Here is a 22,223-nt window from a genome sequence, read left to right on the forward strand (position 1 = left end):
GAAAGCCGGACGGGAAGAAGGAAGGGGGCAGCGGCGGCAAGGCCGCGTCCGAGAAGAGCAAGGGCGGGAACGGCTCCAGCGCCGCCTGACGGCCCGCCGGCGCGGGCCCCAGCAACCGGGAAACAGCAACCATGCGCAGCCATTACTGCGGCGTGCTCGGCAACGCCAATATCGACGAGACCGTGACCCTCTGCGGCTGGGTGGACCGCCGCCGGGACCATGGCGGTGTCATCTTCCTGGACCTGCGCGACCGGGAAGGTATCGTCCAGGTGGTCTTCGACCCCGACACGGAAGAGCACTTCGAGCGGGCGGACCGCGTTCGCAGCGAGTATGTGCTGCGGGTGACCGGCCGGGTGCGCGCCCGGTCCGGGGCGACGGTCAACCCGGCCATGGCGACCGGCACCATCGAGGTGCTGGGCAAGGAACTGGAAGTCCTCAACACCGCGGCGACCCCGCCCTTCCAGCTCGACGAGCACACCGCGGTAGGCGAGGAAGTGCGCCTGCGCTACCGCTACATGGACCTGCGCCGCCCCGAGATGCAGAGCCGGCTGATGCTGCGTTCGCGCATCACCGCGGCGGTGCGCCGCTTCCTCGACGGGGAGGGGTTCCTCGACATCGAGACACCGGTGCTGACCCGCGCCACGCCGGAAGGGGCCCGTGACTACCTCGTGCCGAGCCGGACCCACCCCGGCGCTTTCTTCGCGCTGCCGCAGTCGCCACAGCTCTTCAAGCAACTGCTCATGGTCTCCGGCTTCGACCGCTATTACCAGGTGGCCAAGTGCTTCCGCGACGAGGACCTGCGCGCGGACCGGCAGCCCGAGTTCACCCAGATCGATATCGAGACCGCTTTCCTCGACGAGGCGGCGGTCATGGCTATTACCGAGCGCATGATCCGCGAGCTGTTCCGCGAGGTGCTCGAGGTCGACCTCGGCGAGTTCCCGCACATGACCTGGGCGGACGCCATGGAGCGCTTCGGTTCGGACAAGCCGGACCTGCGCATTCCCCTGGAGCTGTGCAGCCTGGATGACCTCATGGCGACGGTGGATTTCAAGGTGTTCCGCGGCCCCGCCGAGGATCCCCGGGGCCGCGTCGCCGTCCTGCGCGTGCCCGGCGGCGCCACGCTGTCGCGCAAGGAAATCGACGACTATACCCGCTACGTGGGCAACTACGGAGCCCGCGGCCTCGCCTGGATCAAGGTCAATGACCTGGCCGCGGGCGTCGACGGCCTGCAGTCGCCGATCCTCAAGTTCATGCCGGCCGAGGTCGTCGACCGGATGCTCGAACGCCTCGGCGCCGAGGACGGCGATATCCTCTTCTTCGGCGCCGACCGCGCCAGCATCGTCAACGAGTCCCTCGGCGCGCTGCGCATCAAGGTCGGTACGGACCGCGGTTTCGTGCGCGAGGGCTGGGCCCCGCTCTGGGTGGTCGACTTTCCGATGTTCGAGGAGGATACGGACGGCAGCTGGGCACCCCTGCACCACCCCTTCACGGCGCCGGCCTGCGACGTCGAGGCGCTGCGCCGTTCTCCCGGTGAGGCGCTGTCCCGGGCCTATGACATGGTGCTCAATGGCACGGAGCTCGGTGGCGGCAGCATCCGTATCCACGACCGCACCATGCAGGAAGCGGTCTTCGATATCCTCGGGATCGAGCCGGAGGAAGCCGAGAGCAAGTTCGGTTTCCTGCTCGACGCGCTGCGCTACGGCGCGCCGCCGCACGGTGGCCTCGCCTTCGGTCTCGACCGGCTGGTGATGCTCATGACGGGCGCCAGCTCGATCCGCGACGTGATTGCCTTCCCCAAGACCCAGACCGCGCACTGTGTCATGACCGATGCGCCGTCGCCGGTGAGCGCCGCGCAGCTCAGGGAGGTGGGTATCCGCCTGCGCCAGGAGCCTTCCGCAGGGGCCGGGGGCGAGCCTCCGGCCGGCGGCGACGAGCCGGCGCAGTAGCCGGCGAGCCCTCGGGAAAGGCAGGGGAGAGGAAAGGAGGACGCCATGGCCGGCCACAGTAAATGGGCCAATATCAAGCACCGCAAGGCGGCCCAGGACGCCAAGCGCGGAAAAATGTTCACCAAGCTCATCCGGGAACTGGTCGTGGCCGCAAAGCAGGGCGGGCCGGCCCCGGAAGACAACCCGCGACTGCGCGCGGCCGTCGACAAGGCGCTCGGCGCCAACATGACCCGGGACACCATCGACCGGGCCATCGCCCGCGGTGCGGGCAACAACGAGTCGGACGATGTCGAGGAGCTGACCTACGAGGGTTACGCCGCCGGCGGCATCGCCGTACTGCTCGAGGTCATGACCGACAACCGCAACCGCACCGTGGCCGAGGTGCGCCATGCCTTCAGCAAGCGCGGCGGCAACCTCGGCACGGACGGTTCCGTCGCCTACCTCTTCACCCGCCGTGGCCAGCTTACCTTCGCGGCGGGCACCGATGAAGAACAGCTCATGGAGGTGGCCCTGGAGGCGGGCGCGGAGGACATCATCCCCAACGACGACGGTTCCTTCGACGTGATGACGCCCTGGGAGGACTTCTCTGCCATCAAGGCGGCCCTCGAGGAGGCAGGGCTCTCGCCGGAGAGCGGCGAGGTCACCATGATCGCCAGCACCACGGTGCCCGTCGATGCCGCCGGCGCCGAGTCCCTCATGGGCCTGGTCGACGCGCTGGAAGACCTCGATGATGTCCAGAACGTGTATACGAACGTCGACATCCCCGACGACGTGCTCGCCGAGCTGCAGGGCTGACAAAAGGACCGAGCGGCTTCGCCCCGCTGCCGAAATACTGTAGATTCTTACAGCTATGAGGGCAGGCGCAGCGCCGGAGCGGCACCCATGGCGGTAATCCTCGGCATCGACCCCGGCTCGGTGAAGACGGGCTTTGGTATCATCGAAGCCGGCCCCGGCGGCGCCCGCTACCTGACCAGCGGCGTGATCCGCCTGCCCGCCGGGCCGCTGCCGGAGCGCCTGCGGGTGCTCGCGGCGGGTATCACCGAGCTCGTCGAGCTGCACTGCCCGTCGGAGCTCGCCATCGAGCAGGTGTTCATGGCCCGCAGCGCCGGCTCCGCCCTCAAGCTCGGCCAGGCCCGGGGGGCGGCCATCGTCCCCTGCGTCGCGGCGGGCATGCAGGTCAGCGAGTACTCGGCGCGGCAGATCAAGCAGGCGGTCGTCGGCACCGGCGCCGCCGACAAGGTGCAGGTGCAGCATATGGTGAAGACACTCCTCAAGCTCCCGGGCACGCCGCAGGAGGACGCGGCCGACGCGCTCGCCGCCGCCCTGTGCCACCTGCACACCCGCGCCGGGCTCGTGGCCCTCGCCGGCGCCAGCGCCGTGCGCCGGCGCCGGGTCCGCTGAGGGCCGCGCGATGATCGGCAGCCTGCGCGGTGTGCTCGTGGCGAAGCAGCCCCCGGAGATCCTCGTCGATGTCGGCGGCATCGGCTACGAACTGCAGGTACCCATGACGACCCTTTTCCAGCTTCCGGCCCTCGGCCAGGAGGTCGCCCTCGTGACCCACTTCGCCGTGCGCGAGGACGCTCAGGTGCTCTACGGATTCATCGATGCGCGGGACCGGGAGCTGTTCCGCAACCTGGTGCGCGTGTCCGGGGTCGGCCCGAAGCTCGCCCTGGCGATCCTCTCGGGCATGGATGCAGACAGCTTCGTGCGCTGCGTGCAGCGCGATGACAGTGCCTCCCTCGTGGCCCTGCCCGGCGTTGGCCGCAAGACCGCCGAACGGCTGCTGGTGGAGATGCGCGACCGGCTGAAGGACTGGCTCGATGATGCCGCGGTACCGGCGGCCACGCCCGCCGCGGAGCGCCCGGCGGATATCACCGCCGATGCGGAAGGCGCGCTCGTTGCGCTCGGCTACAAGCCCGCGGAGGCCGCCCGGCTGGTGGCCGCGGTGAACGACGACAGCATCGACGACAGCGAGGAGCTGATCCGCCGGGCGCTGCGTTCGACGGTGCGCGCGTGAGCGGGGGCAGGGCATGATCGAACCGGACCGGCTCCTCGCGGCTGAGGGCGCTGGCGAGCGCGAGGACGCCCAGGACCGGGCCATACGCCCGAAGACCCTCGAGGACTACGTCGGACAGCCCGCGGTGCGCGAGCAGATGGGCATCTTTCTGGCTGCGGCGAAGGCCCGCGGGGAGCCCCTGGACCACACGCTGATCTTCGGTCCCCCGGGGCTCGGCAAGACGACCCTTGCCGCCATCGTCGCCCACGAACTCGGCGTCTCCCTGAAGACTACCTCCGGGCCGGTGCTGGAAAAGGCCGGCGACATCGCCGCCCTGATGACCAACCTGGAGCCCGGCGACGTGCTCTTCATCGACGAGATCCACCGCCTGAGCCCCTTCGTGGAGGAGGTGCTCTACCCGGCGATGGAGGACTACCAGCTCGACATCATGATCGGCGAGGGGCCGGCGGCGCGCTCCATCAAGCTGGACCTGCCGCCCTTCACCCTGGTTGGCGCGACCACACGCGCCGGCCTGTTGACCTCGCCGCTGCGCGACCGCTTCGGCATCGTTCAGCGCCTGGAGTTCTACGAGGTGGCCGATCTCGCCCGCATCGTCGGCCGCAGCGCCGGTATCCTCGGCATCCCCATGGACGAGGGCGGCGCGGTGGAGATCGCCCGGCGCTCCCGGGGCACGCCGCGCATCGCCAACCGGCTCCTCCGGCGCGTGCGCGACTTCGCCGAGGTCCGCGGTGACGGCCGCATTGATGCCGGCACGGCGGATCGCGCCCTCGACATGCTGAGCGTCGATGCCGCCGGTTTCGACCACCTCGACCGGCGCCTGCTGCTCACGCTCATCGAGAAGTTCGACGGTGGCCCCGTGGGCATCGACAGCCTCGCCGCATCGCTCTCGGAGGAGCGCGGGACCATCGAGGACGTGCTCGAGCCCTACCTGATCCAGCAGGGCTTCATCGTGCGCACCCCCCGCGGCCGCGTGGTCACCCGCAACGCCTACCTTCACTTCGGCCTCGCCGCCCCAAAACGCGGCGGCGAGGTGCCGCCCCAGCCCTCCCTGCCCCTGGATGGAACGCCGGGCGACGAGCCGTGAGCGGGGGTGAATTTTCCCTCCCGGTGCGGGTCTACATCGAGGACACGGACGCCGGCGGCATTGTCTACTACGTGAACTACCTCAAGTTCATGGAGCGGGCCCGCACCGAGTACCTGCGTGAGCTCGGCAGCGGCTGGGACAAGCTGCTGCCGGCCGGCCTCATGTTCGTGGTGCGCGATGCGGCACTGACCTGGCACGCGCCGGCGCGGCTCGACGACCTGCTCGCCGTGACCGTGGTGCCGCGACGGGCGGCCGGCGCAACCCTGGCGCTGGAACAGGTGGTGCGACGCGGGAGCGAGACGCTGGTCAGCGGGGACATCACCATCGCCTGCGTGGACGGCGCCACGCTGCGGCCGCGTCGCATCCCGCGCGACATGCTTGCTACACTGCGCGCCGTCATACCCGGGGAGTAGGGACTTGGAAGAACAGCTCAGCCTTCTGGACCTCGTGCTCAATGCGAGCTTCACCGTGCAGGCGGTCATGCTGATCCTGCTCGCGGCGTCCGTGACCTCCTGGTACATGATCGCCCAGCGCGTTCTCTACTACCGCCAGAGCCTCGGCGACATGCTCGCCTTCGAGGACCAGTTCTGGTCCGGCATCGATCTCGCCGAGCTCTACCGCGAGGGCAACCAGCGGGCCGCGGACGGCGATACGATCCTCGGCATGGAAAGCATCTTCCGCGCAGGCTTCAAGGAGTTCTCCCGCCTGGCCAAGCAGTCCGACATGGACGCCGAGGCCGTGGTCGAGGGCGCCCGCCGGGCCATGCGCGTGGCCACGCTGCGGGAGGAGGAGCGGCTCGAGAAGAACCTGCCGTTCCTCGCCTCCGTGGGCTCGACCAGCCCCTATATCGGCCTCTTCGGCACCGTGTGGGGGATCATGCACTCCTTCCGTGGCCTCGCCAACGCGACCCAGGCCACCCTGGCCACGGTAGCACCGGGCATTTCCGAAGCCCTCGTCGCCACGGCCATGGGCCTGTTCGCGGCCATTCCCGCAGTCATGGCCTACAACCGCTTCGCGGCCCGCGTGGACATGTTCGAGAACCGCTACGAAACCTTCGTGGACGAGTTCTCCAGCATCCTCTACCGCCAGGCCTACGCCCTGCGCGGCCGCCCCCGGGAGCGCTGACCGCCGGTGGGCCGCCAGCGCAACAAGCACCGGCCCATGGCCGAGATCAACGTCGTGCCCTACATCGACGTGATGCTCGTGCTTCTCATCATTTTCATGGTGACGGCGCCCATGCTCATGCAGGGCGTGAAGGTGGAGCTGCCTGACGCCGCGGCGGAGCCGGTGGACAACCAGGACAGCGAACCGCTCATCGTCTCGGTGAACAGCGCCGGGCAGCTCTTTCTCAACCTTGGGGTAGACGAGGAGCGGCCCCTCTCGTTGGCCACCATTCAGCAGCGGGTGGGGGCGGTGATGCGCCGCAGCCCGGACAAGCCGGTGCTCGTCTGGGGTGACGAGGCCGTGCCCTACGGTGAGGTCGTCACCCTCATGGCGGCGCTGCAGGAGGCGGGGGCGCCGGCGGTCGGCCTGGTGACGGAAGACCCGCGATGAATGCGCTGCTGGCGCCGGACGGCCCGGCTCTCAGGCTCCTGCCCGCGGCGGTGACCCTGGCCCTCCACGGACTCCTCTTGCTCGCGCTGGCCGCGCGCTGGGAGTGGCAGCCGGAGCGGACCATCGAGGCGCGCACCATCACACCGAAGATCATCGAGGCGAAGCTGGTGACCCTGGACCAGGTCCGCCCGGAACCGAAGCCGAAGCCCCGGGCGACACCGGAACCGAAGCCGCGGCAGCAGGCCGCGCCGGAGCCGGAACCGAAGGCCGCGGCGCAGCAAACAAAGCCCGCCGACGTCGCGCCGAAGGCCGAACCGAAGCCCGCGCCCCGGTCGGAACCCAAGCCGGAACCCAAGCCGGAACCGCGCGAGGAACAGCGCATGAGCGCCGAGGAACTGGCGGCGCTGACGCGCAGGGAGCTCGAGGCCGCGGTGGCCAGCGAGGAAGAGGCCCGCGTCGCCGTCACCGCCGAAGAGATGGCCGCCAGCTACGCGGCACTCATCCAGCGTACGGTGATCGGCTACTGGAGCCGCCCGCCGAGCGCGCGCAACGGTATGGAGGCGCTCCTGGCGGTGCAACTCGTGCCCACCGGCGAGATCCTCAGCGTGACCGTGCTACGCTCCAGCGGTAATGCCGCCTTCGACCGCTCGGCGGTGAACGCGGTGGAAAAGGCCGGCAGCTTCCCGGAATTGTCCAACCTGCCGTCCCGCGAATTCGAAAAGACCTTCCGGCGTTTCCGCCTCCTGTTCAGACCCGAGGACCTTCGCTACTGATGACGATCACCAGACGTGTTGCCCGCCTTGCCTGTGCCCTGTGCCTTGCTCTCCTCGTGCCGCTCGCCGCCCGCGCGGAGCTGGTCATCGAGATCACCCAGGGGGTCGACGATCCGACACCCATTGCCATCGTGCCCTTCGCGGGCACGGCTGCGATACCGGAGGACATCGCCGGGGTCGTGCAGGGTGATCTCGCCCGCAGCGGTCAGTTCGCCCCGGTCGATCGTGGCGACATGCTCAGCCTGCCGAGCAGCGAGGCGGAAATCTTCTACCGGGACTGGCGCGCCATCGGCACCGAGTACCTGCTTATCGGCCGCGCGAGCCTGGCGGAGGAGCTGCGGATCGACTACGCGCTCTACGACGTGAACCGCCAGCGCGAGGTCACCACGGGCACGGTGACCGGCCCTGCGAACGAGGCGCGCATGCTGGCGCACCGTGTTTCCGACGCCGTCTACGAACGCCTCACGGGCATCCCCGGCGCTTTCGCCACCCGCCTGCTCTACGTCTCCGTGACCCGTAATCCCGGCGGCAAGGATTACTATCGGCTTACCCTCGCCGACAGCGACGGCGCCCGGCCCATCGTGCTGCTCGAGTCCCGCGAACCGGTGATGGCGCCGACCTGGGCGCCGGATGCGAGCCAGGTGGCGTACGTTTCTTTCGAGACGGGCCGGCCGGCGATCTTCCGCCAGGACCTGCGCACCGGCGCCCGCGAGCAGCTCACCAACTTCCGGGGCCTGAACAGCTCGCCGGCCTGGTCACCGGACGGCAACACGCTGGCCCTGGTGCTGTCCAAGGACGGCAGCCCGGACATCTACCTGCTCGACCTCGGCAGCAAGCGCCTGACGCGCATCACCCGCCACTACGCCATCGATACGGAACCGACCTGGATGCCGGACGGGAAGTCGCTGCTGTTCACCTCCGACCGGGGCGGCAGGCCGCAGATCTACCGCTACAACCTGCAGTCCGGGATCACCGACCGGGTCACCTTCGAGGGGGTGTACAACGCCCGGGCCCGGGTGGCCCAGGACGGGCGCAACGTGGCCTTGGTGCACCAGCGGGAAGGGCAGTTCCACATTGCCATCCACGACCTGGTGACCGAGCGCCTGCACGTGCTCACGAGCACGGATCTTGACGAAAGTCCGAGTATCGCCCCCAATGGCTCTATGGTATTGTATGCCACCAAGCTGGGGGACCGTGGGATCCTCTCTGCCGTGTCCGTCGACGGCGGCGTCAAGTTCCGCCTGCCGGCGCGCAGCGGGGACGTCCGCGAGCCGGCCTGGTCGCCGTATATCAGCCAGTGAGCGCCCGCCAGCGCGGCCGCTCGAACAACGATACGAAGGGAAGGAAAACCGCTATGAATCATCTGCCAGTCGCCGGCAAGGCACTGACCCTGCTGTTCACCGCCGCGTTCCTCGTTGCCTGCTCCGGCTCCGGCAGCAAGGAAGATGAAGCCGCCGCCGAGGCCGCACGCCAGGCCGAGATCGCCGCTGCGGAAGCCGCCCGGGAAGCGGAGCGCGAGGCCGCCGAGGCCGCCGCTGCCGAGCAGCGCCAGCTCGAGCAGGCCGCCATGGCCGCCGGCAACGTCTTCTACTTCGACTTCGACAGCTCCGTGCTCAAGCCGGAAGCGCAGCAGGCGCTGGACGCCCATATCGTGCTGCTGAAGACCAACGACGAGAGCATCCGCCTCGAGGGCCATACCGACGAGCGCGGCACCCGGGACTACAACATGGCCCTGGGCGAGCGCCGGGCCAACGCGGTGCGCGACTACATGGTCGTCAACGGTATCGCCAGTTACCGCATCGAGACCATCAGCTACGGCGAGGAAAAGCCCGTGGCCTATGGCTCCGGCGAGGAGAACTGGTCGCAGAACCGCCGCGTGGAGCTGGTGAAGTAAGCGACAGCGGAACGCGATGCGGTATCGAGCCCCCAAGCTGTTCCTGACCGGGCTGGCCCTCATGGCCGGCCCGGTGTCCTTCGGAGCCCTGGGCCAGGACTATATCGACGTCGAGGCCGAGCGGGCCCGCGCCGGCAACAGCAATGCCGCCCAGCCCGCGGGGGCCCGCAGTTACGGGCTCGACAGCAGCGCCGCACCGGCCACGGTCAGCCGCCCCCCGGCGCCGGCCGTTGGCAGCGAGCAGACCATCGGCAATCTCTTCATCCAGCTGCAGCGGCTGCAGCAGGAAGTAATGCAACTCAACGGCAAGGTCGAAGAGCAGGCGCATGAGATCCGCCGGTTGAAGGAGCAGAGTCTCGAGCGTTACCTCGACCTCGACCGGCGCCTTGCCGGCGGGGCCGCGCCGACCGGCAGCATCAGCGGTGAAAGCCCGGTCACGAGCGCACCGGCCGCCGCTGGCAGCAGTGAAGCGGCCGAGCAGCCCGGCGAAGGCGACGCCTACCGCGCCGCCTATGCGCTGGTGCGCAACCAGGAGTTCGGCGACGCCGTCGCGGCCTTCAAGCAGTTCCTCGAGCGCTTCCCGGACGGCCGCTACGCCCCCAACGCCCACTACTGGCTCGGCGAACTCTACCTCGTGCTGCAGCCGCCGGACCCGGAGGCGGCGCGGCAGTCCTTCATGCTCCTCCTCGACCAGTATCCGGGTAACGCCAAGGAGCCCGACGCCCTCTACAAGCTGGGGCGCGTGCACTACATCAAGGGCAACCGGGAACGCGCCAGAGAATTCCTGGACCGGGTGATCCGCCAGTACCCGGAGAGCTCCGCCGCGGGGCTGGCCAGGGAATTCATCCAGCAGAATCTCTGAGCGGTTACACTGTGACCGCCGCCCTCGACGCCAGCGCAACCACCCTGCGCATCACCGAGATCTTCCACTCGCTCCAGGGCGAGGCGCGGACCGTGGGCCTGCCCACGGTGTTTGTGCGCCTCACCGGCTGCCCGCTGCGCTGCGTCTACTGCGACACCGCCTACGCTTTCAGCGGCGGCGAGCTGTGGGCACAGGAGCGGGTCCTCGACACCGTCGCCGGGTACGGCGCCCGCTACGTCACGGTCACCGGCGGCGAGCCGCTGGCCCAGCCCGCCTGCCTGCCGCTCCTGGCGGCGCTCTGTGATGCCGGCTACGAGGTCTCCCTGGAGACCAGCGGGGCCATGCCCGTGGGCGACGTGGACCCGCGGGTGGTCAAGGTGCTCGACCTGAAAACGCCGGCCTCCGGGGAGATGGCGCGCAACGACTATGGCAACATTGAGCACCTCACACTGCGGGACCAGGTCAAGTTCGTGATCTGCGACCGCGCGGACTACGACTGGGCGAGCTTCAAGCTGGACGAGTACCGTCTCGCCGAGCGCGCCGGCGACGTGCTCTTTTCACCCAGCCACGGCCAGCAGGATCCCCGGGAACTCGCCGAGTGGATCCTCGCGGACCGGCTGCCGGTGCGCCTGCAGCTGCAGCTGCACAAGCTCCTGTGGAATGACGAGCCGGGGCACTGAGGCCATGGAGCAACGCGCCGTCGTCCTCACCTCCGGTGGCCTCGATTCCACCACCGTGCTCGCCATGGCGCGGGCCGAGGGCTACGCCTGCTACACCCTGAGCTTCGACTATGGCCAGCGCCACCGCGCCGAGCTCAACGCCGCCGAGCGGGTTTCCGCGGCGCTGGGCGACGTGGAGCACAAGGTTGTCTCGCTGAACCTGGACAGCATCGGCGGTTCGGCACTCACGGACGATGCAATCGCCGTGCCCGAGGAGGCCACCGAGGGCATCCCGGTCACCTACGTACCGGCGCGCAATACCGTGTTCCTCGCCATTGCCCTGGGCTGGGCCGAGGTGCTGGACGCCCGCGACATTTTCATCGGCGTCAACGCCGTGGACTATTCGGGCTACCCGGACTGCCGCCCGGCCTTTATCGAGGCCTTCGAGCGCGTCGCCAACCTGGCCACCCGTGTGGGCGTGGAGGAGGGCGGCATCCGCGTTCGCGCGCCGCTCATGGCGCTGGGCAAGGACGCGATCATCCGCCGCGGCATTGAGCTCGGCGTTGACTACGCGCTCACGGTATCGTGCTACCAGGCTACGGACGACGGCCTGGCCTGCGGCCGCTGCGACGCCTGCCGCCTGCGCCGCGAGGGCTTCGAGGCCGCGGGCGTGGCGGACCCGACGCGCTACGCGGGCGGCTGAATTTTCCCTTGAGTTTTGGCGGTGGATCCGTAAGATACGCGCCTCACTCGGCGTTTGGACAGCAGTCCCGCCGAGGCCCTTCCCCGGGCCGTTAGCTCAGTTGGTAGAGCAGTTGGCTTTTAACCAATTGGTCGCTGGTTCGAGCCCAGCACGGCCCACCATTTTCCCAGTTAACAAACGCTCTGCCGCCGATAATGATTGGTCGCTGGGCTGGCGTGCCCCGGTTGAGCCCAGCACCACCATACAATCAAGAAACATAAAGGGTTACGTCGTATCACGCCGCGGACCCTTGTCATGATTCATCCTTCACTTCCGACACTTTTCCGACATCCCGCGCATGGCGCCGGATGAGGCTGCGCCGGGCTAGGCGAGGAGCTGGCGAATCCGCTCGGCCAGCTCCGGTCCGCTGCGCTGTACCCAGCGATAGCTGACCCGGACCACCGGCAACTCGACGCCGAGGAGCCTGGCGAGATCCGCCGGGCTCGCATCGACCACCACCTCTGCGCCGCTGGCGGCAATCGTTGCCAGCAGTTCCTCCCGCTGCTGCGCCGAGTAGCCCATGGCCGGGAGTACGCGCTCCAGGTGCGGATTGGCGGCGAAGGTCGCGGCAATGCTGCCCACGGCGTGAGGACGGGGATCGACCAGGGTCGCGGCCCCATGCTGCCGCGCGGCGACGAAGCCGGCGCCGTAGGCCATGCCGCCGTGAGTCACCGTCGGACCGTCCTCGATGACCAGCACGCATCGCCCCGCGAGCGCCTCGGGCCGATCGGCCTCGACCAGGAGGTCAGACTCGATCAGCACGGCACCCGGGTTCAGCCGCTCCTTGAGCTGCAGCATCGCCTGTACCGCGTCGGGCGTCGCCTGCGCCACCTTGTTGACGACCAGGACGTCGGCAGCGCGGAAGTTCGTCTCGCCGGGGTAATAATCGAGGCCGTGACCGGCGCGCAGCGCGTCGCTGACCACGATCGAGAGGTCCGCGCGGAAAAAAGGGAAGTCGTTGTTGCCACCATCCCAGAGAATGATGTCTGCCTCTTCCTCGGCAGCGGCGAGAATCGCCCGGTAGTCAACGCCCGCGTAGATCACCAGCCCCTGGCGAACGTAGGGCTCGTATTCCTCGCGCTCCTCGATGGTGCAGCGGTGGCGCTCGAAGTCTTCGTAGCTCGCAAAGCGCTGCACTGCCTGTGCACCGAGGTCGCCGTAGGGCATGGGGTGGCGGACGGTGATGGCGCGTACACCCCCGGCCTCCAGGGTCCGCGCGAGGTACTGGGTCAGCGGGCTCTTGCCGGCCCCGGTGCGGGTCGCGGTCACGGCGACGACGGGCCGGCGCGACGGCAGGCAGGTCTGCCCCGGGCCGAGGAGCACGAAGCTGGCGCCGGACGCCTGCACCAGGGAAGCCTTGTGCATGACCTCCCGATGCGGCAGGTCACTATAGGCGAGAAAAACAAAGTCGACGCCGTGTTCGGCGATCAGCTGTGCCAGCTCGCTTTCGTCGTGAATCGGGATGTCCGCGTCGTAGTGCGGCCCGGCGAGTTCCCTGGGGAAGGCGCGCCCGGCGATAAAGGGAATCTGCGTCGCCGTAAAGGCGACCACGCGGAACGACGGTCGCTCGAGGAAGAAGCTGCGAAAGTCGTGAAAGTCACGCCCGGCGGCGCCCATGATGATGCACTTGAACATGTCAGCTCGCCTCCACCCGCGTACCGGCCCGCCCGTCCAGCGCCGCCGCCAGCTCGGCCGGCTGACAGATGATCGCCGGTCGTCCGGCGGCACGGACGAACTGCACCGCCGCCGCCACCTTCGGCCCCATGCTCCCGGGCGGAAACTCCCCCGCCGCAGCCAGCTCCTTCAGCGCGGCGGGTGTTGTCCGCTCGATGAGCGACGCCCCGGGCGTACCGAAGGCACGATAAACCCCCGCCACGCCGGTGACCAGCACCAGCCGCTCCGCACCCAGTTCGATAGCGAGGAGCGCCGTGGCCAGGTCCTTGTCCACCACCGCCTCAACCCCCTCGAGGCGGCCGTCCCGTTCCACCACCGGGATGCCGCCGCCACCGGCGGCGATGGCGACCACACCGAGGCGCAGGACGCTGTCGACAACCGCAGTCTCCACGATCCGCAGGGGACGCGGCGACGCTACCACCCGCCGCCCGCGCCCGTTGCCATCGCGCACAAGCGGCATACCTGACGCCGCCAGCGTCTCGGCCTGGGCAGGATCAAACCACGGGCCGATGGGCTTGTCCGGCCGTGTGAAGGCCGGATCCTCCGCATCGACCACCACCTGCGTGAGCAGTGTCGCCACCGGGCGCCGGCCGGCGGTGAGGTTGTGCAGGGTCTGCTGCAGCACGTAGCCGATCTCACCCTCCGATTCCGCCACGCAGACCTCCAGCGGGAGCCCGTAGGCCTTGCCGAGCGCCTCTTCGGCGCGGGTCAGGATGAAACCCACCTGGGGGCCGTTACCGTGGGTGAGCAGCAGTTCCTCGCCGCCGGTCAGCAGGGCAGCCAGCGGCGCCAGCGTATCCGCGGCGAAGCGGAACTGCCCGGCCATGGTCATGGCCTCGCCCCCTCGGGCGAAAGCATTGCCACCGAGGCTGATTACGAGGCGGCGTGGCATGGCCGCTCGCGCCAGCGGCGGGCAACGCCGCAGAAAAAATCGACGTACTGCCGGTGGCCGCCGGGGAACAGGAAGTTCAGCTTCAGCGGGTATTCCGGGTCCGTGATCCCGGCGACCGCATCCCAGCGGGTGGCCGGGTTGTCGAGGGCGGCGGGATCGACCGACGGCCGCAGCAGCTCGCCGTCACCGGCGGCCAAACGCTCGCGCACGGGGTTGAGATTCAGCGTTGGCGAGATCGCGTTGTCGAGCACGCAGGCCTCGACCAGGGGTGCCGCAGTCGCGCCCGCCAGCGCGTGCGGCGGCCGTCGCAGCAGGCTATCGAGCCAGCGGCGGGCTCGCCCGGGCGCACCATGGAGGAAGTGCAGCTCCTCGGCACTGACGCCCGGGTGCGAGACGCGGCCGAAGGCGTCCTGCTGCTGCACACCGCCGCCGGCAAGCCCCGGCAGGTAGCACCCCTCCGCCGGGGCGCGCCCGGGGTCGTCGAACGCCGCCTCGATGATGCCGTCCACGCCGTGGGAGCCGATGTGTTCACCGTTGGTGAGGACGAAGAAGTGTCCGGCCAGCGCGCGACTGGCTTCGACATAGCGCTGCTCAATAGCGCGGTAGCGCGGATCCCGGACCAGGCCCATGCAAACGCCGTCGAGATCCTGGATGATCAGCAGGCGTTCGCTGGCGAGGAGTCCCTCGGCAAGCGGTGTGTGATCGGGGCAGAGATGGAACGTGTGCAGCGTCATGGGCTCCATGGTAAGCGACAAGGCCGCCGCGCCTGTAGTGCCGGGCCGACGCGTACCCGCCACTTTCGGGACACCGCACCGGCAGTACTCTACTGTGTAAGTGCAGTCCAGTTCAGTGCTGCCTGCCCGTGGGTTCTTGTTCTATCCTGTCACTGTCTCAGCTGCCGCGCCGACGAGGTTACCGTCCATGCCACCTTTCTCGTTGCCTCCCGGCATTGCGGCCGCCTGTGGAGTGATCGCGTTTGCCGTAGCGATGGCGCTGTCCGCCCAGGAGAAGCTGGAGCGGGAGCGGAGCGTCAGGCCCTCCGAGGTGCCTGAGGCGGCCAGGAGATGGCTGCGGGACGCTTTCGAATTCCTGCGTTCGCCGCGCTGGTACCAGGATTTTTATGAATCGGGCTACACCTACGAGGCCAAGTTCAAGTGGCGCGGTCAGTACTACAGTGTCGAGTTCACTTCGGAGGGCTCGCTCCAGGACGTGGAGGTGGAAATCGGCCTCGCCGACCTGCCGGACGAGGTACGGCAGAACCTCCGGGCTCACCTGTCAGCCACTTACAGCACGTTCGAGATCAGCAGACTGCAGGTCCAGTACTCGGGCGCTGCCGATGACCTGGAGGATTTCTTTGACGAGAATGAAAACGAAGGCCTGACGATCCGCTACGAAGTCGAATACACAGCTACCCTCGGCGCTGCGCCAAGCCAGTACCGTGAGGGGCTGTTTGATCACGAGGGACGACACCTGCTGAGTCGCCGCGTCATCCTGCCGCCGACAGAAAACCTGCTGTTCTGACATGCGCTGCTGGCTGCCCCTGCTGCTGTTCGCCACGGTCGCCTTGTTCGTTCCGCCGGCGCAGTCCGCGGAGTTTTTCACGGGCCTGTTTCCCGAGGCGGCGATCACGAAGCGGCTTGAGGATGGACGCTCGCTCACCTTCAAGGTAGAGCACCAGCAGATAACCTATGACCGCGATGACGACCCGCGCAGGCAGTTCACCCATTACCGGACCGACTGGATGGCATTCTACGGTGCGAAGCTCAGCGCATCGAACAGCGTCGCTTTCGGTGTCTTTCACCGGGTTCAGGACGGTGCGAATGCGAACCGGCTTATCCAGCAGTTTGCCACTGTGATGCGACTGAGAACGATGCGCCTCGCGCACCGGGTGCGCACCGACCAGACGTTTACCGACGGCGAGGACGTGGCACTGCGCCTGCGCTATCGCCTGGCGGCCGAGCTGCCGCTCTCCGGCACGACGCTCGAGCCGGGAGAGAACTACCTCGTGGTTTCCAACGAGCCGATTTTCAGCGCGCAGTCCGATGAATTCGAGATCGAGAACCGCTTCGTGCTGACCCTGGGGCGGCTCATGACCCGCGACCGGAAAGTGGAGCTGAGCATGGACTATCGTGCCGACAAGTTCATCCAGGATGGCTTCAGGCACCGGTTGTGGTTCAAGGTGGGTTACTTTGCCAGCTTCTGATCGCCCCGTCCCGCCGTCCCCGGGGAGCAGCACGCGACGGGCCGGGATAGGCAGGGGCGGCTCCCTTGTTTGAGTTCGGGGCCTGGACGCTCGCGCAGAGCCTTGCGGCCTTTGCCGTCTGCGCGGCGGTTATCGCCGTGTTCGGCACGATGATCACCGGCGTGGTCGATCAGCTTGCGGACCGGACCGGTCTCGGCGAGGCGGTCAGCGGCGCCGTACTGCTTGGCGCGGCGACCTCGCTCTCGGGCAGTGTCCTGTCGGTGACGGCCGCCTGGAACGGGCTGCCGGAACTGGCCCTCGGCAACGCCCTCGGTGGTATCGCGGTGCAGACGGCCTTCCTGGTTGTCGCCGACCTGGTCTATCGCAGGGCCAACCTGGAGCATGCGGCGGCGTCCGCGCAGAACCTGATGCAGGGGGCCCTGCTCATCGCGCTGCTGGCCCTCATCCTGCTTGGGCCCACGCTGCCTGCGGTCACGTTCCTGGGTGTGCACCCGGTCACCCCGGTGCTGCTCCTGGTCTATGCCTACGGTACCGGCATTGTCGGCAGCATGCGCGAGCACCCCATGTGGAGGCCGACGCAAACGGCCGCAACGCGCCACGACGTGCCCGAAGATCTCGCCCGGGTGCCGGCGCTGGCACCGCTCCTGTTGCGCTTTCTGCTGTTGATGCTGGTCCTGGGTCTCGCCGGCTGGACGATGGAAAAGGCCGCGTCCCACATCGCCCGCACCAGTTGGCTGGACGCCACCGCGGTGGGGGTGCTGTTCACCGCCGTCGCCACGTCCTTACCGGAACTGGTCACATCGGTGGCCGCGGTGCGGCGCGGCGCATTGACGCTGGCCGTGGGCGGCATCATCGGCGGCAATGCCTTCGACTGTCTCTTCGCCGCCGGGGCCGATATCGCCTACCGCCCCGGGTCGATCTACCACGCGATGAGTTCCGCGGTCACCTTCTGGACGGCGCTGACCCTGCTCATGGCTGCGGTCCTCTTGCTGGGCCTGCTGCGGCGCGAGGAGCGCGGGCCGGGGGCGATCGGTGTCGAAAGCGTGGTACTTCTCGTGCTCTATGTCGGTGGTATCGCCATGACGCTCTTTGTCGGCGTCTAGCCGTGCCGGGCGCAGCGGTCAGGCGATGCCAGCAAAAGCCTCGAGTGCAGCCGCATAGGGCCGCCAGCGCTCGACGGCTTCCGTATAGATTGGCCGCCGCACCTGGCTGTGGCTGGCCGTGAAGACCGGCCGTTCGAGCTTTTCCGGGTGGAGCGTCGCCGGGTCGAAGGGAATGCCGCAGGACGACAGCAGCGCCCGGATCGCCCGCTCCGGGGCGTGAACCAGGTCCTCGTAGACGACAGCCACGAACGGTGCCGGCAGGGCTTCCCGCCAGTGCGCGACGAGCCTGTGATGGCGCCGGAAAACGCCTTCCATGGCCGCCAGGTCGTGCACCCAGGGCTCATGAGCGGCGAAGTTGGCGGTGTACAGCGACCACGCCAGCGCTCGCGGCTCCCGGCTGCAGTGGATGATCGGGGCGCCGGGAAACAGCAGCCGGAGAAAGCCGGCGATGCGCGCGTTTGCCGGCAGCTTGTCCACCACCCAGCGGGCGTCCAGCCCCCGCTCGAACAGGCCGTCGAGATACTGCTCACGCGCGCGCGCGAGCGCGGCGCGAAAGGTGCCGTCTGCCGGCGGTGGCAGGGGATCGGTCGGCGCGAGGCCCAGCGCCCGCCGGCAGTCGCGCTCTGCCGCCGGGCCCACCGTCAGCTCGCCGCCGGCGGCCACCTCCGGGTGGCTGGCAAGGATCTGCTCCACCAGGGTGGTCCCGGAGCGTGGCAGCCCGGTCACGAACACCGGGGTCAGGTCGATGGCCGGTGGCTCCAGCGGAGCGGCGAAGGAGCGTGCCTGCCAGTTGGCGAGGTCTGCCTGCAGGCAGCGTTCCGCGGCGGCCTCGTCGTGGCGAATACCCCGCTCCGCGAGGGTGGACCGTGCGAGGTCGTTGGCCTCATGGTAGTGGGCGAGGGCCTTGCGGGGCGCGCCGTCTTTCTCCTCGAGGCGCGCCAGCGCAAAGAGAATGTTGACGCGGTCCGCCGCGGGGAGGTCGTTGCGCCCGGCAAGGTCGCCAAGCATCCTGCCCTCGGCATCGTCCCGCTCCACGGCACCGAGATCCACCAGGTTATAGAGCGCCTCGCCTGATGCGGGCGTCAGCGCGAGTGCCCGGCGATAGCGCTGCGCCGCCAGCTCGCGATCGCCCATGGCCTTGGCTGCGTGGCCCGCGACGAGGTGGGTGAATGGCTGGTGCCCGAAGCGGCTGTCGAGTGTTGGCTGCAGCGTGCGGAGACCGTCGAGATCCTGCGCCGCGAGCAGTGTCCGGGCCAGGCGCTCGTGGATGGCCGGATCGCCCGGCTGCCTCGCGGCGGCGCGCTGCAGGGATCGGCGGTCGCGTGGTGCAGTCAAGGCATCGCTGCGGCGCTGACCCGTTGCCGCAACTGCGCTTCACTGACCTTCTCGACCGTGACAGTGCAGTGCGCCAGGATGAAGTCGGTCACCCGCTGCTCCAGCAGGGGCGACTGCAACTCCGCCATCGCCGTGGGGTGGTCCAGATAGTAGTCGATGATCTCTTCCTGGTGCGCGGGATCGCGGTCCGCGAGCCCCTCGACAAGCTGTTCGACATCGGACCGGGCCACGCTGATAGCGTGGCGTCGCGCCAGCTCTGCGAAGAGCAGGGCGAGGCGGACCCGCCGCTCTGCGATCGCCGCAAGCTCGCGCTCCGTGGAGGGGTCGGGCGCCTCGCCCACGGCCTCCAGGTAGCCGGCACTGATCCGCTCGCGCTCGTTGTCGATCATGTCCCCGGGAACGGGGAACCGATAGTGCTCCGTCAGGGCATCGAACAGCTGCCGTCGCTCATGCTCCCGTGCCATTGCCTGCAACTCATCGTCTGCACCGGTGACCTCGAGGCGCTGCACGTGGATATCCGCCAGGTTGCCGGGCTCGATCGCCGGGGCGACTTCCAGGCTGAGCAGGAAACTTTCCGGCGCTTTCGCGTCGATGTGAATGGAGGGGCGTGCCCGGGGCGACAGGCCCCGCTCGGCAATGAGACTGCGGGTGATAGCGATCGCCAGCCGGTCGACGATGCTGTCCCTGGCCCGCGTTCCGTGGTGGTTGCGCAGCACCGTGAGCGGCGCCCTGCCGCGGCGGAAGCCGGGAACCTCGAGGCGGGGGGCGGCACGGCGTAGCTGCTCGTCCACGGCGGCGCGGACGGCTTCCGGGTCGAGCTCGACGTGAAAACGGTGGTGGAGGCCGTCGACTTCCTCACCGACGATTCTCGCGCCGCTGCTGTTGATAGCTGGAGTTTTCATAGAGGCGCAGCAGTATAGCAGCGGCTTCCGGGGCCGCGTACCGGGCCGTCCGGGCCCCGCCGCTGCAGGTCGGCACCGACTGGTGTACACTTGCGCGCCATGTGGTTTTGCCGGGCAAGCCGGCGTACAGCGAACCACGATGAGAATAACGGGCACCCAGCGCCTGGCGGCTCCAGCGGCCGTCGTAGCTTTGCGTTCAGCGTGAGGCGGCGCGACATGAACAAGACCCGTTCAAACGCTTCCAGTCCAGAGGGAACAGAGCAATGTCCAATACGTCCACTTCGCGCAGCCGCTACCTGCAGGCGCTGCTGACTTCCACTGCCCTCGTGTCCGCGGGCACCGCGAGTACCGGTGCCGCCGCCCAGGACCAGGTGCAGCAGGCCGGCGAGAACGCGGTTCTCGAGGAAGTGATTGTCCGCGGGGTTGCCCGCCGCTTCCGCCCGGAAGAGCAGAACTCGGCGACGGGTCTCGACATGGCCCTTATCGAGACGCCGCAGGCGGTAACGGTGATCACGCCCGAGATGATGAACACGATCAACGCGGACAGCGCCTACGAGGCAACCGACCTCGTTCCCGGCGTGCAGCGCTCGGGCTTCGGCTTCGGCTTCGAGCAGATCGTCATGCGCGGGATCTTCAACGGCCGCCATCGCGTCAACAACATCCTCTTCGGCAACATCTTCACCTCCGTGGAATCCTACGCCGCCGAGCGCGTGGAGATTGTCCGCGGTCCGGCCACGGTGCTCTACGGGGTTACCGGCTCCTTCGGCGGCGAGATCAACACGATTCTCAAGCGTCCCTCGCGCACGCCGCGCTTCGAGGCCGGTGTGGAGTTCGGCAACTACGACACGCAGAATTATTCCCTCGATATCGGTGGCCCGCTCAACGAGGCAGGTACCGTGTCCGGCCGCTTCGCGGTCAAGTACGACGAGTACGACCTGCCCCTGGACATCGACAACGAGAATTTCCCCAACGACGAGTTCATGGCCCTCGGCTCCATTGCCTGGGATATCACGCCGACCACCACGCTGCGCGCGACCCACTACCACCAGGAGCGCACCATGGACCCCTGGGATGGTGGCGCCCTCGTCGAGCGGCCCGACGGCTCCCTGGCCCTGCCCGACGTGGACCCGGAGCAGTGGTACTTCTCGCACCCCGACGAGTCCAGGGAAACGCTGGACATGCAGTTCAGCATCATCGAACTCGAGCACGGCTTCGCGAACGGCTGGCAGTCCCGTACGCAGGTGGCCTACAACCAGTATGACGAGGACCTGTCCTACTTCTACCCCTTCGGTCCCTTCGGCGCCTACTCGCTCGGTGATGACGAGATCTACATCTACACCTATGACATCGAGCGCGACGGCGAGGAGCTGACCCTGCGGCAGACGCTCGGCGGCGACTTCGAACTGTTCGACCGCGAGCACGAGTTCTTCCTCGCCGCGGAATACAGCGACAACCAGGAGCCGGACCGCTTCCAGCTGCTGAACTCCGCTTTCCAGGGGTTCGGCACCATCGACATGTACGGCGACGGCTACGACGGTCAGCCGCGCTTCTCCGACGGCTCCGAGTTCAACCCGATCGGCGGCGACCGCGAGGAGATCTTCGGTGTCCGCCAGGAGCTCTTCGAGGAAACCGAAGACCTGCTGCTGAGCGCGCAGGTGCTGCTCAAGCCCACCGACCGCCTGCAGGTGATGCTGGGCGTGCTCTACCAGAAGAACAACACGGTCACCACCATCCCCTTCAACGCCGGGGAGCGGATCGATCCGCCGGAGGTCACCAACGTCGGCTTTGAACAGGAGGTCTACCGCCTCGGCGCGACCTACGACATCGCCGATGACGTCGGTATTCTCGACGACGCGCGTATCTACTACAGCTACAGCGAAGGCTTCGAGCCGCAGACCTTTACCGATGCGGACGGCAACAACGTGAGTGCGCCGCAGGAAATGGAGCAGCACGAAGTCGGTATCAAGACCGAGATGTTCGACGGCGCCGTCGGTACGTCCCTCGCCCTGTACGACTACGAGATCACGAACATCGAGGTCTCCAGCTCCTTCCTCGGCTCCTTCGGCGGCTTCGGCAGCACCGTTCTCGAGGGCGCCCAGGAGGCAACGGGCCTCGAGGCCGAGATCATCGGCGAGATCCTGCCGGGCTGGAACGTGTCGGCGAACTACGCCTGGTCGGATATCGAGATTGTCGACCCGAACAGCGGCTCGGCGCCGCCGCGGACCGTGCCGGAGCATGCCGGTGCCATCGTCAGCACCTACGAGTTCCTCGACGGTGCGCTGGAGGGCCTGCGGATCGGCGGTGTCCTCAAGCTCAGCGGCGACTACAGCTTCATCGACGGCCCGACCAACGTGAACCGCTTCGGCGCGCTCGAGGACGGTGCCCATGAACGCTTCGATCTCAACCTGTCCTATGCGCCGCGCGCCGGGAAGCTGCAGAACTTCCAGTTCTACGCGAACTGGATCAACGTCTTCGACGAGGACATCATCGTCGCCAAGCAGGGTAACCCGGGCTACGGCATCATGTTCATCGACCAGCAGCGCATTACCGTCGGTATGCGCTACTCGATGTGAGGCCGCTCGG

The 22,223-nt window shown here is 68.2% G+C and carries 23 protein-coding genes and 1 tRNA gene; 19 read left to right on the forward strand and 5 right to left on the reverse strand.

The window, feature by feature from the left end; all coding sequences use genetic code 11:
• Window positions 1–131 precede the first annotated feature (131 nt).
• The 15 genes from aspS (at window position 132) to ACX93N_RS00285 (ending at window position 11,653) form a co-directional block, all read left to right on the forward strand.
• Window positions 132–1,946: an aspartate--tRNA ligase gene (gene aspS, locus ACX93N_RS00215; protein WP_459426364.1), complete on the forward strand. Its 1,815-nt coding sequence runs from the start codon at window positions 132–134 to the stop codon at window positions 1,944–1,946.
• A gap of 45 nt (window positions 1,947–1,991) precedes the next feature.
• Window positions 1,992–2,741: a YebC/PmpR family DNA-binding transcriptional regulator gene (locus ACX93N_RS00220; protein ID WP_459426365.1), complete on the forward strand. Its 750-nt coding sequence runs from the start codon at window positions 1,992–1,994 to the stop codon at window positions 2,739–2,741.
• An 87-nt stretch (window positions 2,742–2,828) separates the two neighbouring features.
• Window positions 2,829–3,347, forward strand: coding sequence for a crossover junction endodeoxyribonuclease RuvC (gene ruvC, locus ACX93N_RS00225; RefSeq protein WP_459426366.1), 519 nt, complete (start codon window positions 2,829–2,831; stop codon window positions 3,345–3,347).
• Between the two features lie 10 nt (window positions 3,348–3,357).
• Complete coding sequence (gene ruvA / locus ACX93N_RS00230; RefSeq protein WP_459426367.1) at window positions 3,358–3,963, forward strand: Holliday junction branch migration protein RuvA; 606 nt, start codon at window positions 3,358–3,360, stop codon at window positions 3,961–3,963.
• A gap of 13 nt (window positions 3,964–3,976) precedes the next feature.
• Window positions 3,977–5,047 (forward strand): Holliday junction branch migration DNA helicase RuvB, encoded by a 1,071-nt coding sequence (gene ruvB / locus ACX93N_RS00235; RefSeq protein WP_459426368.1) that lies wholly within the window; start codon window positions 3,977–3,979, stop codon window positions 5,045–5,047.
• Window positions 5,044–5,460: a tol-pal system-associated acyl-CoA thioesterase gene (gene ybgC / locus ACX93N_RS00240; RefSeq protein WP_459426369.1), complete on the forward strand. Its 417-nt coding sequence runs from the start codon at window positions 5,044–5,046 to the stop codon at window positions 5,458–5,460. The genes ruvB and ybgC overlap by 4 nt, the downstream gene beginning before the upstream one ends.
• Before the next feature lie 4 nt (window positions 5,461–5,464).
• On the forward strand, window positions 5,465–6,172 hold the full coding sequence (gene tolQ, locus ACX93N_RS00245; protein ID WP_459426370.1) for a protein TolQ: 708 nt from the start codon (window positions 5,465–5,467) through the stop codon (window positions 6,170–6,172).
• A 36-nt stretch (window positions 6,173–6,208) separates the two neighbouring features.
• On the forward strand, window positions 6,209–6,601 hold the full coding sequence (gene tolR, locus ACX93N_RS00250) for a protein TolR (protein ID WP_459426566.1): 393 nt from the start codon (window positions 6,209–6,211) through the stop codon (window positions 6,599–6,601).
• On the forward strand, window positions 6,598–7,374 hold the full coding sequence (locus ACX93N_RS00255) for a cell envelope integrity protein TolA (RefSeq protein ID WP_459426371.1): 777 nt from the start codon (window positions 6,598–6,600) through the stop codon (window positions 7,372–7,374). The genes tolR and ACX93N_RS00255 overlap by 4 nt, the downstream gene beginning before the upstream one ends.
• Complete coding sequence (gene tolB, locus ACX93N_RS00260) at window positions 7,374–8,675, forward strand: Tol-Pal system beta propeller repeat protein TolB (RefSeq protein WP_459426372.1); 1,302 nt, start codon at window positions 7,374–7,376, stop codon at window positions 8,673–8,675. The genes ACX93N_RS00255 and tolB overlap by 1 nt, the downstream gene beginning before the upstream one ends.
• A gap of 53 nt (window positions 8,676–8,728) precedes the next feature.
• A complete protein-coding gene (pal, locus tag ACX93N_RS00265) occupies window positions 8,729–9,268 on the forward strand; it encodes a peptidoglycan-associated lipoprotein Pal (RefSeq protein WP_459426373.1) in 540 nt (179 codons plus the stop codon).
• 16 nt (window positions 9,269–9,284) lie between these two features.
• A complete protein-coding gene (ybgF, locus tag ACX93N_RS00270) occupies window positions 9,285–10,130 on the forward strand; it encodes a tol-pal system protein YbgF (RefSeq protein WP_459426374.1) in 846 nt (281 codons plus the stop codon).
• Window positions 10,131–10,141: 11 nt separating this feature from the next.
• Complete coding sequence (gene queE, locus ACX93N_RS00275) at window positions 10,142–10,810, forward strand: 7-carboxy-7-deazaguanine synthase QueE (RefSeq protein ID WP_459426375.1); 669 nt, start codon at window positions 10,142–10,144, stop codon at window positions 10,808–10,810.
• 4 nt (window positions 10,811–10,814) lie between these two features.
• Complete coding sequence (queC, locus tag ACX93N_RS00280; protein ID WP_459426376.1) at window positions 10,815–11,492, forward strand: 7-cyano-7-deazaguanine synthase QueC; 678 nt, start codon at window positions 10,815–10,817, stop codon at window positions 11,490–11,492.
• Between the two features lie 85 nt (window positions 11,493–11,577).
• A tRNA-Lys gene (locus ACX93N_RS00285) sits at window positions 11,578–11,653 on the forward strand.
• A gap of 202 nt (window positions 11,654–11,855) precedes the next feature.
• Here the strand turns inward: ACX93N_RS00285 and ACX93N_RS00290 are convergent.
• Genes ACX93N_RS00290 through ACX93N_RS00300 form a run of 3 tightly spaced genes read right to left on the reverse strand, consistent with a single transcriptional unit; the run spans window position 11,856 to window position 14,831 of the window.
• Window positions 11,856–13,166, reverse strand: a complete 1,311-nt coding sequence (locus ACX93N_RS00290; protein ID WP_459426377.1) for a hypothetical protein — start codon at window positions 13,164–13,166, stop codon at window positions 11,856–11,858.
• Between the two features lies 1 nt (window position 13,167).
• The gene (locus tag ACX93N_RS00295) at window positions 13,168–14,097 is read right to left on the reverse strand and encodes a carbamate kinase (RefSeq protein WP_459426378.1); all 930 of its coding nucleotides are present in this window, start codon (window positions 14,095–14,097) and stop codon (window positions 13,168–13,170) included.
• Window positions 14,079–14,831 (reverse strand): glucosylglycerol 3-phosphatase, encoded by a 753-nt coding sequence (locus ACX93N_RS00300; RefSeq protein ID WP_459426379.1) that lies wholly within the window; start codon window positions 14,829–14,831, stop codon window positions 14,079–14,081. The genes ACX93N_RS00295 and ACX93N_RS00300 overlap by 19 nt, the downstream gene beginning before the upstream one ends.
• A gap of 187 nt (window positions 14,832–15,018) precedes the next feature.
• Between ACX93N_RS00300 and ACX93N_RS00305 the strand changes: the two genes are divergently transcribed.
• The 3 genes from ACX93N_RS00305 (at window position 15,019) to ACX93N_RS00315 (ending at window position 17,403) form a co-directional block, all read left to right on the forward strand.
• Entirely contained in the window at window positions 15,019–15,618 is a 600-nt protein-coding gene (locus ACX93N_RS00305; RefSeq protein ID WP_459426380.1) for a hypothetical protein, read from the forward strand.
• Window position 15,619: 1 nt separating this feature from the next.
• Window positions 15,620–16,300 carry a DUF2490 domain-containing protein gene (locus ACX93N_RS00310; RefSeq protein ID WP_459426381.1) on the forward strand — a complete coding sequence of 227 codons (681 nt, stop codon included), beginning with the start codon at window positions 15,620–15,622 and terminating at the stop codon, window positions 16,298–16,300.
• Between the two features lie 65 nt (window positions 16,301–16,365).
• Window positions 16,366–17,403, forward strand: a complete 1,038-nt coding sequence (locus ACX93N_RS00315; protein WP_459426382.1) for a sodium:calcium antiporter — start codon at window positions 16,366–16,368, stop codon at window positions 17,401–17,403.
• A gap of 18 nt (window positions 17,404–17,421) precedes the next feature.
• Here the strand turns inward: ACX93N_RS00315 and ACX93N_RS00320 are convergent, their stop codons facing one another.
• Entirely contained in the window at window positions 17,422–18,738 is a 1,317-nt protein-coding gene (locus ACX93N_RS00320) for a tetratricopeptide repeat-containing sulfotransferase family protein (protein WP_459426383.1), read from the reverse strand.
• Window positions 18,735–19,640, reverse strand: coding sequence for a trigger factor (locus ACX93N_RS00325; RefSeq protein WP_459426384.1), 906 nt, complete (start codon window positions 19,638–19,640; stop codon window positions 18,735–18,737). The genes ACX93N_RS00320 and ACX93N_RS00325 overlap by 4 nt, the downstream gene beginning before the upstream one ends.
• 263 nt (window positions 19,641–19,903) lie before the next feature.
• On the opposite strand from ACX93N_RS00325, the gene ACX93N_RS00330 reads away from it, so the two are divergent.
• Window positions 19,904–22,213 (forward strand): TonB-dependent siderophore receptor, encoded by a 2,310-nt coding sequence (locus ACX93N_RS00330; protein WP_459426385.1) that lies wholly within the window; start codon window positions 19,904–19,906, stop codon window positions 22,211–22,213.
• Window positions 22,214–22,223 lie beyond the last annotated feature (10 nt).

The sequence above is a fragment of the Pseudohaliea sp. genome (genome assembly GCF_054552115.1).